Origin of the sequence: Wolbachia endosymbiont of Howardula sp. (assembly GCF_025021925.1) — a bacterium.
GTDB lineage: Bacteria > Pseudomonadota > Alphaproteobacteria > Rickettsiales > Anaplasmataceae > Wolbachia.
Genome location: NZ_CP092368.1, coordinates 511219 through 524941, shown reverse-complemented (window position 1 = coordinate 524941; position 13723 = coordinate 511219). Strand labels below are relative to the sequence as shown.

The 13723-nt window shown below is 31.0% G+C and carries 13 protein-coding genes, 1 tRNA gene and 1 rRNA gene; 3 read left to right on the top strand and 12 right to left on the bottom strand.

The window, feature by feature from the left end; all coding sequences use genetic code 11:
* From MC061_RS02425 to MC061_RS02385, 9 genes are all read right to left on the bottom strand, one after another.
* A tRNA-Asn gene (locus MC061_RS02425) sits at positions 1 to 72 on the bottom strand.
* 98 nt (positions 73 to 170) lie between these two features.
* Entirely contained in the window at positions 171 to 1691 is a 1521-nt protein-coding gene (purH, locus tag MC061_RS02420; protein ID WP_259535769.1) for a bifunctional phosphoribosylaminoimidazolecarboxamide formyltransferase/IMP cyclohydrolase, read from the bottom strand.
* 152 nt (positions 1692 to 1843) lie between these two features.
* Complete coding sequence (gene fmt, locus MC061_RS02415) at positions 1844 to 2749, bottom strand: methionyl-tRNA formyltransferase (RefSeq protein ID WP_259535767.1); 906 nt, start codon at positions 2747 to 2749, stop codon at positions 1844 to 1846.
* Between the two features lie 6 nt (positions 2750 to 2755).
* Positions 2756 to 3133, bottom strand: a complete 378-nt coding sequence (rplT, locus tag MC061_RS02410; protein WP_259535765.1) for a 50S ribosomal protein L20 — start codon at positions 3131 to 3133, stop codon at positions 2756 to 2758.
* A gap of 19 nt (positions 3134 to 3152) precedes the next feature.
* Entirely contained in the window at positions 3153 to 3362 is a 210-nt protein-coding gene (gene rpmI, locus MC061_RS02405; RefSeq protein ID WP_259535763.1) for a 50S ribosomal protein L35, read from the bottom strand.
* Positions 3363 to 3717: 355 nt separating this feature from the next.
* The gene (yajC, locus tag MC061_RS02400; protein ID WP_259535761.1) at positions 3718 to 4101 is read right to left on the bottom strand and encodes a preprotein translocase subunit YajC; all 384 of its coding nucleotides are present in this window, start codon (positions 4099 to 4101) and stop codon (positions 3718 to 3720) included.
* A gap of 85 nt (positions 4102 to 4186) precedes the next feature.
* Positions 4187 to 4537 (bottom strand): succinate dehydrogenase, hydrophobic membrane anchor protein, encoded by a 351-nt coding sequence (sdhD, locus tag MC061_RS02395; RefSeq protein ID WP_259535758.1) that lies wholly within the window; start codon positions 4535 to 4537, stop codon positions 4187 to 4189.
* Entirely contained in the window at positions 4534 to 4914 is a 381-nt protein-coding gene (gene sdhC, locus MC061_RS02390) for a succinate dehydrogenase, cytochrome b556 subunit (protein WP_259535756.1), read from the bottom strand. Before sdhC ends, sdhD begins: the two co-directional genes overlap by 4 nt.
* A gap of 104 nt (positions 4915 to 5018) precedes the next feature.
* Positions 5019 to 6515 (bottom strand): 16S ribosomal RNA (locus tag MC061_RS02385).
* 609 nt (positions 6516 to 7124) lie between these two features.
* Here MC061_RS02385 and rlmB point away from each other — a divergent pair.
* The 3 genes from rlmB to MC061_RS02370 all read left to right on the top strand — a co-directional run bounded on the left by rlmB (position 7125) and on the right by MC061_RS02370 (position 9301).
* The gene (gene rlmB / locus MC061_RS02380) at positions 7125 to 7871 is read left to right on the top strand and encodes a 23S rRNA (guanosine(2251)-2'-O)-methyltransferase RlmB (protein ID WP_259535754.1); all 747 of its coding nucleotides are present in this window, start codon (positions 7125 to 7127) and stop codon (positions 7869 to 7871) included.
* Between the two features lie 147 nt (positions 7872 to 8018).
* Positions 8019 to 8741 (top strand): Bax inhibitor-1/YccA family protein, encoded by a 723-nt coding sequence (locus MC061_RS02375; protein WP_259535752.1) that lies wholly within the window; start codon positions 8019 to 8021, stop codon positions 8739 to 8741.
* Positions 8742 to 8827: 86 nt separating this feature from the next.
* The gene (locus MC061_RS02370; protein WP_259536268.1) at positions 8828 to 9301 is read left to right on the top strand and encodes a cytochrome c oxidase assembly protein; all 474 of its coding nucleotides are present in this window, start codon (positions 8828 to 8830) and stop codon (positions 9299 to 9301) included.
* A 102-nt stretch (positions 9302 to 9403) separates the two neighbouring features.
* On the opposite strand, the gene MC061_RS02365 is transcribed toward MC061_RS02370, so the two are convergent.
* The 3 genes from MC061_RS02365 to MC061_RS02355 all read right to left on the bottom strand — a co-directional run bounded on the left by MC061_RS02365 (position 9404) and on the right by MC061_RS02355 (position 13625).
* The gene (locus MC061_RS02365) at positions 9404 to 9742 is read right to left on the bottom strand and encodes a BolA family protein (protein WP_259535750.1); all 339 of its coding nucleotides are present in this window, start codon (positions 9740 to 9742) and stop codon (positions 9404 to 9406) included.
* A 102-nt stretch (positions 9743 to 9844) separates the two neighbouring features.
* Positions 9845 to 11776 (bottom strand): molecular chaperone DnaK, encoded by a 1932-nt coding sequence (dnaK, locus tag MC061_RS02360; protein WP_410543442.1) that lies wholly within the window; start codon positions 11774 to 11776, stop codon positions 9845 to 9847.
* A gap of 103 nt (positions 11777 to 11879) precedes the next feature.
* Positions 11880 to 13625, bottom strand: a complete 1746-nt coding sequence (locus tag MC061_RS02355) for an Rne/Rng family ribonuclease (RefSeq protein ID WP_259535746.1) — start codon at positions 13623 to 13625, stop codon at positions 11880 to 11882.
* Between the last annotated feature and the right edge of the window lie 98 nt (positions 13626 to 13723).

The following is a 13723-nucleotide window of genomic DNA, read 5'->3' as shown; positions in this document are numbered from 1 at the left end:
CTCCCCGGGCCGGATTCGAACCAGCGACCAATTGGTTAACAGCCAACTGCTCTACCACTGAGCTACCGAGGAATAAAATGATCCTATTTTATCATATTGAATATTGCTTGTACAAGTATTTTTCATTCTGTAATTTTCAATTACAATATCATATAATAGATCAAAAAACTTTAATGGTAAAAACTTCTTATGCCAGTAAAAAACATAGCAATATTATTTTTATTTGCGTATTCTATAATTTCTTTATCCTGTAAAGAACCACCAGGTTGAATAATAGCTTTAATATTCTTCTTTTTCATTTCTATTATACTATCTGTAAATGGTAAAAAGGCATCTGAAGCAAGAAAGGCGCCTGTACATTGAGTACCTGCCTTCTGTAATGCAATCTTTACACTCTCTATTCTACTTGTTTGTCCTGCACCTATACCAATAGCGCAACCATTTTTTGCTATTACTATTGCATTGGATTTTACATGTATACAAACATGCCATGCAAAGATTAGATCTGTCATTTCTTCTTTTGTAATAGAATGCTCTGTTACTTGTATGAGTTCTTGTGGAGTAATAATATGGTGATTAACTTGTTGTACTAAAAACCCTCCTGTTACATTTTTAGCATGATATATCTTATTTTGTTGAATAGATTGATAAATAATAATTCTCAGGTTTTTTTTGCCTTTTAATATTTCGAGTGCATATGTATTAATTGAAGGAGCTATTACTACTTCTAAAAAGATCTCATTAAGAGTGCGAGATAATTCATAATCTATTTCTCTATTAATACTAACAATCCCTCCAAAATTACTGATTTTATCAATTGATATAGCTTTTTTATATGCGTCTAAAGCATTATGACCTATCGCGACTCCACATGGATTATTATGCTTTATAATGACTGCAGAAGGCTCTTTAAAATGAGAGATAATGTTTAGTGCAGATTCTATATCTAAAATATTATTATAACTTAATTCTTTGCCATGTACTTTCTCCAGAGGATATTGAGATAATCTATTACTATAAAATGCAGCTTTTTGATGTGGATTTTCTCCATATCTTAATTCTTGTGCTTTATATCCATATAATGTAAAAAATTCGGGTAAATTGTTACTTACATTCTTTTCTGTAAACCAGTTGTAAATATTACTATCATAATATGCAGTTAATGCAAATGCCTTAGTTGCTAAATATTGTCTATATTGTAAGGTAGTTTTATTACCATTTTTTGTCATCTCATGAATGATGGTATCATAATCCTGAATACTAGAAATTACAGAAGTAAAAGAAAAATTTTTTGCTGCAGATCTAATTAATGCCACACCACCAATATCTATTTGATCTATAATTTTTTCTTCAGTGCTATGATTATTTACTTCATCCCAAAACGGATATAAATTCACCACAATGAGATCAATAGGTATGATACCTAGAGTATGTATTTCATCTTTATGTCTCTTTCTATCACAAAGTATACCGCTATGAATTTTAGGATGTAGTGTTTTGATGCGTCCTTCTAGCATTTCTGAAGATTGTGTATAATGTGAAATCTCTTGTGCTTTTATTCCTGCAGCAAATAGAGAGTTATATGTACTACCTGTTGCAAGAATCTCTATTCTTTGTTGCTCTAAAAAAGATGCAAGTTTTATGATATTAGTTTTGTCATATACTGACAGTAATGCTCGTGTGATTTTCATTATATTTTTTCTAAATATCAAAAAAAAGGGTATTGTACTTGTGTACAAAAAATCTCTCTCAGATCATATGAGGATCTATGAAATTTTTCAAGTGACGAATGATAGAATACATTAAATGTATATAGTATATCAATACATGCTTCATGAATTTTTTAATCTATTACGTTATTCATTATATTAATTTTAAATCCACGCAGAAAATTCGAAATCTCACATGGTCTTCTTCCTTCCATATGTACAACTTTAGGCACTAGGATACCTCCTTTTAATCTGATATACATCTTGTTATTCATAATGGCACCATAATTCGCATGAGAAGTATCCTGAGAATATTCAGCATCAAGTAATATAATACGTATATTATTTATTTTGACAAATGCTTTTGGATAGAATGCTTTTACTTTTCTATAAGCCTGCTGACAAGCATCAGTAGAATAAATTTGATTATCTTCTATCTTACTTGCATAACATGCATTCTGATGATCCTGTTGCACAGGCACTTGTTGTTCTATCTGATTTAGTACTTCAAGTAATATATTTCCACCTAACTCAGATAATCTAGAATGTAAGGATGAATAGTTATCATGTTGATCAATGAAAATTTTTTGTTGTTTTAAGATAGGACCAGAATCTAAGTCTTTAGTCAATTGTATAATTGTGACTCCTGTTTCTTGATCTCCAGATAAGATGACATTTTGTATAGGAGCAGGTCCGCGCCATCTTGGTAGTAATGAAGGATGAATGTTGATACATCCATATTTTGGAATGCTTAAAATTGATTGTGGTATCATGATGCCATAAGATGCTACAATGACAATATCTGGTTGCAATTTTATAAATGTTTCTTGTGTGTCTATCTCGTTGAGAGATGTAGGAGTATATACTGTAATTTTATGATGATCAGCAATAGCATGAATTGATGATTTTACCAATTTCTTTCTATGAAAATCACTGCTTATTTTCTTAGTATATATTGCTAATACTGTTCTCTGTGATTTTAAGAGCAAGTTCAGAGGAGTAATAGCATACTGCGATGTGCCCATAAAGATTACTCGCATGATAAACTATCTTTCTTGTGATTGTGTTGTGATTAGTTTATCACTGACAATTTTAAATAACTGATCAAAATTTTCTTGATAATTGACAGAGAGTTCAGCAAGCATTTTTCTATTGATAGACAGATCCATAAGTTTAAGGCCATATATAAATCTACTGTAAATCATACCACGAGCTCTCACTGCAGCATTAATTCGAATAATCCACAGATTTCGAAAATCCCGCTTGCGATTTCTTCTATCTCTATAAGCATACTGTAATGCTTTTTCTACTCTTTGCAATGCAATTCTATAACAACTTTTTGATCGCCCTTTATAACCTTTTGCTAATTTCAATATCTTTTTATGACGAGCATGAGTAGTTACACCACGCTTTACTCTAGACATTTATATTTCACCTCCATTTCTATGCAATACCGTAAGGCATATATAGCTTCACTATACGTGCATCAGCTTTACCAAGAATTACTGTCCCGCGTTGATTGCGAATATTAGCTTTGCTTCTCTTAATCATACCATGTCTTTTGCCTGATTGAGTTGCAATCACTTTACCATGAGCTGTCAACTTAAATCGCTTTTTAACAGAAGACTTAGTTTTTAGTTTTATTTTTTTCATATTAATTATATACTTATTGTATTAGTATTATTACTCTGAATTGCACAATACGCTCTTGATTATAAAATTCCTTTAAGAGGGATGCAATAGAAATCTGTATTGTACAGTATATATCTCTCTCTAATATAAGATATATTATAAATTTAAGCCTCTTTCAATTAATGAGTTTTACTTTGTACTAATACAAAATTTTTTTTGCAACGCGTATATCTTTGAATTTTATTGCAAGATTTGTGATTTTTATCATATCAACTCTGTATACTCCAAATTTGGATATCATGATAAATATCAAATTAAGTGCAATTATTAGTGAATAATAACTTTCAAATTAGTGTTGTTATTCAAGTATTTTATTTTATATATTTGTATTAGTTTTAATATTCTTTAGAATTTTTTGATTTTTAACTTTTATAATTGGATTGATCGTGTCTTGATGTATTGCGGTATTTAATACTTCAGATATTGCTGATATAAGAATTCTTACTTCAACTTTTGGTGCTATTGCTAGTAATAATTGTCCATGTATTTTATCAATTTTATTGATAGTACCGATTATTCCACCAGTAGTAATAATTACATCACTAATTTTGATTCCATCTAAAATCTTTCTATGTTCTTTTATTTTTTTATGATGTGGACGAATCACAAAAAAATAAAATACTATACATATTAAAATTAAAGGAATAAGATTAGCAAAAGAAGTAGTAATATTTGCGATACTTCTTTCTATCCACTGCATATCAGTTAAACATTATTCAATTACCAATTCTATATTAGCATAATTTATTATAATGCGCGAATAAAAAATTAATTTAATTTAAGATTTATAATATTAAATTTTTATAAAAACATAAAAGACTAAAAATGAGCGTGATATAAGTAATTCTAGAGAAAAATTTGATAACTGTGATAGTAAAAATTCTGAGAGAAATTTTGTGAATATAGTCTTCACAAATAATCTGTATTCCGATCAATGAATGCCAAAAAATATAAAATAGTAATATTGATAAAAATAATAATTCTAAAGGATGAGTAATAACTTGAGAGAGAATATCAGATAAAGAGAGAGGTATATAGAATATATAAAAATATAAGTATAGAAATACAGAAAAGAAACATAACAATACAATAGCAGTAATACGCTGTAACCACCAATTACGCACTGGATTATTCATATAAATATCATGATAAATGGTATAATACTAAACAGTAATAGGATACCCAATAAAATGATACTCTTCAAAAAATCATTGGGATCTAAATGCATTCCAATGCTCCACATCAAGTAACGAATACCATTAAATGAATGATATATAAAACATAGAAAACATATAAAGTATGTTGCTATTCTTACAACAAGATTTGAGAATAACATATTGCAATATGTCAAAATAAGGCATTTAGGATAAAAGACATATAATATAAAGCACCAAGATAAACTAATTAGTAAAAGGAATAACAAAATTCCAGTACACCGATGCATGATAGACAAAAGACTTGTAATATGTATTTTATATATTTGTAAGTGAGGAGAAAGAGGTTGATCACTCATAAAGTTAGTTACCTGGTAGAGAAATGTTAAAGTAGAAGTAAAGACAGCAGTATCGTATATAAAAACATCTCCATGATAATGAGAAATGTATTATACACACAGCTTAAGGAGGTAATCCAGCTGCAGATTCCCCTACTGCTACCTTGTTACGACTTCACCCCAGTTACCAATCCCACTTTAAATAACTCCCTCCTTGCGGTTAGGTCGTTAGCTTCGAGTGAAACCAATTTCCATGGCGTGACGGGCAGTGTGTACAAGACCCGAGAACGTATTCACCGTGGCATGCTGATCCACGATTACTAGCGATTCCAACTTCATGCACTCGAGTTGCAGAGTGCAATCCGAACTGAGATGACTTTTAAGAGATTAGCTTAGCCTCACGACTTTGCGACTCGTTGTAGTCACCATTGTAGCACGTGTGTAGCCCACTCCATAAGGGCCATGATGACTTGACATCATCCCCACCTTCCTCTAATTTATCACTAGCAGTTTCCTTAAAGTGCCCAGCATTACCTGATGGTAACTAAGGATGAGGGTTGCGCTCGTTGCGGGACTTAACCCAACATCTCACGACACGAGCTGACGACAGCCATGCAACACCTGTGTAAAATTCGGTATAAACCGACCCTATCTCTTCAGATAGGAATAATTTTCATGTCAAGGAGTGGTAAGGTTTTTCGCGTTGCATCGAATTAAACCACATGCTCCACCGCTTGTGCGGGTCCCCGTCAATTCCTTTGAGTTTTAATCTTGCGACCGTAGTCCCCAGGCGGAATGTTTAACGCGTTAGCTTTAATACAGAAAGTCAACTTCCTATATTTAACATTCATCGTTTACAGCGTGGACTACCAGGGTATCTAATCCTGTTTGCTACCCACGCTTTCGCGCCTCAGCGTCAGATTTGAACCAGATAGACGCCTTCGCCACTGGTGTTCCTCCTAATATTTACGAATTTCACCTCTACACTAGGAATTCCTCTATCCTCTTTCAATCTCTAGATAAGCAGTTTTAAAAGCAGTTCCAAGGTTAAGCCCTGGGATTTCACTTTTAACTTACTAATCCGCCTACGCGCCCTTTACGCCCAATGATTCCGAATAACGCTAGCCCTCTCCGTATTACCGCGGCTGCTGGCACGGAGTTAGCCAGGACTTCTTCTGTGAGTACCGTCATTATCTTCCTCACTGAAAGAGCTTTACAACCCGAAGGCCTTCTTCACTCATGCGACATAGCTGGATCAGGCTTTCGCCCATTGTCCAATATTCCCCACTGCTGCCTCCCGTAGGAGTCTGGACCGTATCTCAGTTCCAGTGTGGCTGATCATCCTCTCAGATCAGCTATAGATCGTCGCCTTGGTAAGCCATTACCCTACCAACTAGCTAATCTAGTATAGGCTCATCTAGTAGCGATAAATCTTTCCCCCATAGGGCGTATAAGGTATTAGTTCTTGTTTCCAAGAATTATTCCTTACTACTAGGTAGATTCCTATATATTACTCACCCGTCTGCCACTAAGTGATACTTTACAGCATCACTTCGTTCGACTTGCATGTGTTAGGCTTGCCGCCAGCGTTCATTCTGAGCCAGGATCAAACTCTCAAATTTTGACTTCAACTCTATAATTTAAATTGAAGTAACTTCGGATAAATATCCGAATAAATAATTTAGCTTAATACTGCTGTCTTTATTTCTACTTTAGAAATATGATTTTTATAACTATTCAAACATCTCAATTAGGTTTTAATTGTTATAACATAATAATTCTTATGTCAATAGATTTTTATATGCACTTTATTAAAATACAGAATTGTAGTTTTAATATGATAATAATTTTAAAAAAATATTTATTTATCTTAGCCTGTATTTAGGATAATTTACTCGATAAACGTTTATTGTACAGAATTAAATTCTGATTAATAATGACCTAATGTAATGACCTAATGTAATGATATATCATTGTTTTATGTATATTATTGTACTGTTTTTCTTGTAATAAACTCTTCAAATTAGAATTTGATATTTTATGTTATCGTCTCATAATCTATAATTGAGTAATTAAAAAGAATTTATCATGTGTAATTTTTTAATATGCATGATCACAAAACACAATATGTCATGATTCTGATAAAAATACCTTAAAATATTAGCAATATAAATAGCATTCTCCATAGAATGATTACTATAAAGATAATGATATTATAAATTATTATTACAATGACTGCACAGCAAATACATAGAAAGATATGGTTATATGGTAAGCATACATGTATCTCAGCACTACAAAATAAAAAGAGAAGATGCATTAAGATATTAATGACAGACGCTACTTATCATGGATATTATCAAAAGATCAAGCAATTCATAGAAAATAAATGTATTACACTAGAATTAGTACAAAATATATTTCTTAATAAACTTTTTCATGGTACTTATCATCAAGGTATTGCTTTAAAAGTGGATAGTCTTATTATGAATAATTTGAATCTTGCAGAAATAGCTAATAGATCGCATTCTACTATAGTCATTTTAGATCAAGTAACAGATATGCGTAACATTGGTTCTATTTTAAGAACTGCAGCTTGTTTTAATGTAGATGTATTAATTTTACCTCGTCATTATTCACCTAATGAATTCTCATTACTTGCAAAAGCAGCAAGTGGTGCACTAGAAAATGTTCCATTATTATATGTGACAAATATAGTGCAAACTATAGATTCTTTAAAAGAAATGCATTATTGGTGTTATGGCTTTGATTGTAATGTAGGAGAAAATCTAGAACATATAGTCTGTTTTGCAGATAAAAGGGTAATTATTTTTGGTTCTGAAGATCGAGGCATCAGAACACTAGTAAAAAGTCACTGTGATTATCTCTTAAAGATTCCAACTACAAAAGTTGTGAATAGTTTAAATGTATCAAATGCTGCAGCAATAGTTTTATACTCTCTTTATGTGAAGACATGATTATAAAATCTCTTTATGTGAAGACATGATTATAAAATCTCTTTATGTGAAGACATGATTATAAAATAAAGATTTTTCTACTTGATAGAATAATTTTTTCACATTATAATTTTAATATTATCATCATAAGTGAAGGAGCTATAATCTATGTCTTATATAAATGAGCAAGATACCTACTCTCAAAGAATTTACTATAATGTAGGATTAAAGAATTATCTTACGAAAGTATATAACTATATGGCTATTGCATTAGGCATTACCGCAATTGTTGCCTTTCTAACAGTTTTTTGTGGCCTTTTTCAAATCATTTATTATACCCCTCTCTTATCACTGATAGTAACATTCTCTCCAGTAGTATTAGTATTTTACATGTCTTATAAGCTACAAGATCTCAGTTATCAGTCTACAGTAGTTATGTTTTTTCTATTTTCTGTATTAATGGGTTTCTCTTTATCATATGTATTTATTATTTATACCACAGAAAATATTACAAGAGCATTTTTAATTACATCTATTATGTTTAGCTCGATGTCTTTATATGGTAATATTACAAAAAGAGATCTGACAAGTATCGGCTCTTTTTTATTGATGGGTATTTGGGGATTAATCATTGCAACGATAGTGAATATGTTTCTTGGTAGTACTCCAATCTACTTTGCAATTTCTTTAATTTCAGTCATAATTTTTACTTTACTTACTGCATATGATGCTCAAAGGATTAAGGATATTTATTATAAATATAATTACGGCACAGATGAAATAATAACTATTAAACTAGCAATTCTTGCTGCAACTAGTCTATATTTTAACTTTATTAATATATTTCTTAATTTACTAAGAGTCTTCCATTTTTCTAATAATAAAGATTAATCAAAAATGTGTCTTTAGTATCCATTGCCCATAGCACTAGTAAGAAAAGCTCTATAGCATTCTTTTTAATTTCTATCGTGATTTTAATGTTATGTATTAGTTATGCATCTGTACCCTTATATAGTCTTTTATGCAAAACTACTGGTTATGGAGGTACAGTTTCAAAAGATTATAATACTAATATTTTAGAAACTCTAACTCAAAATCGAAAGATTAGAGTACGATTGAATGCTGATATCATGCCTGATCTACCTTGGACATTTCATTCAGAGATCAATTATATTGATGTGAATATAGGAAAGCAAAGTTTAGCTTTTTATTATGCACAAAATCTCTCTGATATTCCTTTGATTGGTATAGCAGTGTATAATGTGACTCCTTTTAAAGCAGGTAAATATTTCAAAAAAATTGCATGTTTCTGTTTTAATCAACAAGAATTACTACCACAACAAAAAGCTATTATGCCAGTGTCTTTCTATATACATCCAGATATTTTGAAAGATGAAAGCACGAAATATTTAAGCGAGATGACTCTTTCATATACATTTTTTAAATATTAAGATAAGACAATATATTGATTGATAAATATCTCTGTTGTGCATTGTATAATCCTCTTATATGTATTTTTAATACAGGCCCCAAAAAGAAGTATTTTTTTCGTATCAGTTTGAAGTATAATGGATATGAGTAGATTTGTGTTTATTTTTTTGAGATTTCTTTAATTCAAATTCACTTATTGTATATATCTGAAGAGATAATGCATGTATTAAATTAAGCTCTTCACTTAACAAGTCATATATCATGCGATGTCTCTTAATAAGTGTCATATTGATAAAAAAATCGCAAATTAACATTATATTTATATGTGAAGATAGTGGAATAGTGGAAATAAGAGGAGAGTTGTAATGATCTATATGTTTATAAGAATCATTTCTGATCTGAACATCAACACAATGTAATGCATCATGAATTTTTTTTTCTATAATCTTAAAAAGATCCATATCTCAGTACAACAAACAAGTAAAGAGTGATATATTAGACTGCTTTTTCTCTCTTCATCTATATTCCCCTTGTTTTTTTTGCTATCTCCTTTATTTTATCATCTATTTTTTATCTTTATCCTTTGTATTATCTATATCTTGATAATCAGAATCTACGATTCCTTCTTTATTATCTGAAGAATGATCATCAGAATGATTATTCTTCGTTGTTTCATCTTTCTGTTGAGATGCCTGATACATAGCTTCTCCAAGTTTCATAGATAATTGAGACAGCGTGGTAAGTTTTTGTTGAATCATATCAGTATGATCAATATTCTCAGATTTACTTGCCTCTTTTAATGCATTTAAGCCATGTTCGATCTCAGATTTATCATGAGGAGTGATTTTATCGCCATATTCCTGTAAAGATGTTTCTGTAGAATGGATTAAATTATCTGCCTGATTCTTTATTTCAATAAATTTTTTACGCTTTTCATCTTCATGTGCTTTTTCTTCAGCTTCTCGTATCATACGCTTTATCTCATCATCAGATAATCCACCTGAAGATTGAATACGTATCTTCTGTTCTTTACCAGTTGTTTTATCTTGTGCAGAGACATGCGCAATACCATTAGCATCGATATCAAAAGTTACTTCAATCTGTGGTATACCTCGAGGAGCAGAAGGGATTCCTTCTAGAGTAAATTGACCAAGTAACATATTATCATTAGCAAATTTTCTCTCACCTTGATATACTTTTATTGTCACAGCTGTTTGCTTATCTTCAGCAGTTGAAAAAATCTGAGATTTTTTAGTAGGAATAGTAGTATTTCGTTCAATTAATGATGTGAAGACTCCACCTAAAGTTTCAATACCGAGAGAAAGAGGCGTGACATCTAATAGCAAAACATCTCTAACATCTCCTTGAATAATTCCTGCTTGTATTGCAGCTCCAATTGCCACAACTTCATCCGGATTTACTCCTCTATGTGGATCTTTACCAAAAAATTGTCGTACTTGATCTATAACTTTAGGCATACGTGTCATACCGCCTACAAGCACAACTTCTCCAATTTGATTATTAGATAATCCAGCATCTTCAAGAGCTTTCTTACATGGCGCTATTGTTCTTTCGATTAAATCGTTTACTAAACTTTCAAGTTTAGCGCGCGTTAATTTTATATTTAAATGTTTTGGTCCGCTTGCATCAGCTGTTATAAACGGTAGGTTTACTTCTGTTTCTAATGCACTGGATAGCTCAATCTTTGCTTTTTCAGCGGCTTCCTTGATTCTTTGCATAGCCATTGGATCTTTACCTAAATTAATACCACTGGTTTTTTGAAATTCATTCAAAAGATATTTCATAAGTGCATTATCAAAATCTTCACCTCCAAGATGGGTATCACCATTTGTCGCTTTTACTTCAAATACTCCTTCTCCTATTTCTAGTATTGAAACATCAAATGTACCACCACCAAGATCATATACTACTATTGTATGACCATGTTTCTTATCAAGCCCATAAGCAAGTGCTGCAGCAGTAGGTTCATTAATGATTCTGAGTACGTTTAACCCTGCTATTTTTCCTGCATCTTTTGTAGCTTGACGTTGAGAATCATTAAAATAGGCTGGAACTGTTATCACAGCGTCTTTTATTTCTTCTCCTATATAAGATTCAGCTGCCTCTTTCATATTTTGTAATATAAAAGCACCAATCTGACTAGGTGAATATTCTTTACCATCAGTCGTCTTCACCCATATATCACTATTTTTCGCTGCAAAGATTTTATACGGAACATTTAAATCTTTCATCTCTTCATCACCGTATTGGCGACCTATTAATCTTTTAGTTGCAAAAAAGGTATTGCTTGCATTAGTTGTTGCCTGTCTCTTTGCTGGTGCACCCACTAATCTTTCACCTGATGCAGTTATCGCAACTATAGATGGAGTAGTTCGTGCTCCTTCCTTGTTCTCAATCACTTTTGTATCTTTACCTTGCATGATTGCTACACAAGAATTTGTTGTGCCTAAATCTATTCCTATTGCTCTTCCCATAATCAGTATCCCCCTTTTGTTTTTAAGTATCATTCGATATACCGATATATAAGCATATCATATATGAATTACAAGAGTGTAATTATAGGATTATAATATATCGTTAAAGTTCAAAAAAACGTCCAAGCCATTTAGTTAACCAGAAGCTGCTTTTTATATTACATCTAGTCTTTTCTGTATGCTGGTTGAAAGAATCAACTTGATATTTGGAATTTTGCAATGGTGTACAATTATCTAAATGAATGTTATCTCCTTGTCTTAAAAAGAAGGTATTAATATCTAAAGTATTGTCAACAGTAATATGTAGCATGACATTATATTCTTTTTCAATTGATGTAATTGCATCACGATTATTATTAAAAATATATGATATTAAAATACCACATGCAATTAATTCAAACCATTTATTATGATGTTTTTGAGCTACATACTGTAGATTTCTTAATATTGATGCCACAATCACCTCATGTGATTTTACTCTTCCAAGACCTTTACAATGTATACATTCTATAGTATTAATTTCTTGTATATTTGGTTTTATTCTTTGTCTAGATATAACCATTAAACCAAAATCATTGATAAAACTAAATTGTATCTTAGCTTTATCATTCTTAAATGCTTGTTTCATAGAAGATTCAACGGCTCTACAATATTGATGTCTGACCATGTCAATAAAATCGATCACTATTAATCCTGATAAGCCTCTCAGATTTACTTGTCTAGAGATTTCAAGCACTGCTTCCATATTTGTTTTATAAGCTGTTTCTTCTATACTTTCTTCTCCTGTCATTTTCCCTGAATTCACGTCTATTGCGACTAATGCTTCAGTTAATGAAATAATCACAGAACCTCCAGATGGAAGTTTCACTTTATTGTCATATAATTCAGAAATTTGATTTTCAATGCCATAATAAGTAAAGATTGGAATGAGACCTCTATATAATCTACAACGTAACTGATGATCTTGTAGTATATTTTTGACATAGTGTTGTATTGATTCGAAAGCTTCTTTTCCAGAAACAATCACTTCTATATCTTTACTACAAAAATCTCGTACAGATTTCATTACAATATCTGCTTCATTATAAATAAGTGATGATATCTCCATTCTAGAAGCATTTTTTTGAATATTTTCCCATAAGACAGATAAGTAATTAAAATCTTTCTCAATCTCTTTTTGATCTTGCCCAGAGCCAATAGTGCGAATTATCAAACATGACCTCTGAGGTAGCTGTATTGAATTCAAAATCTCTTTTAACTGTTTTCTTATATTAATATCTTCAATTTTACGAGATATACCACCTTTACTCATTGTATTTGGCATAAACACACAGTATCTACCAACAAGAGTAATATATGTTGTAAATGATGCACCTTTATTGCTTCGCTCTTCTTTAGTTAATTGTACTAATAATTTTTGATTTACTAAAATCACATCCTGTAATTTATATTTTTTATATAGTGGTAATTCATTCGTGCTATTACAATGATTCTGATCATCTAATAAATCAGGCGTGCTGCGTACTAGATTTTCCTCTATAGATTGATTGTTTGTATCACTCTCAAAAAGAGCTTGTTTCTCTTGTTCTGGAATGTTAAAATATTCTGGAGAAATTTCTGAGAATGATAAAAATCCTTGTCTATTATTACCATATTCAATAAATACAGCTTGTAAAGAAGGTTCAATACGCTTAACATAAGCAATATATATATTCCCTCTTAATTGTTTTTTATGCTTAAATTCTTGTTCAAATGCTATAATATGATTATTCACCGACAGGGCTATTCTAATTTCATCAGAACAAATAGAATTTTCTATTAGAAGCAACCCTTTATTATTACTTGCCACTCTTAAATTTTAACCGTTTACTTTTTATTTCTCATACTCTAATTTATAGTCATATGTCAAGATTTTTACAATTCATAAGATTCTCTTATAGCACTTGA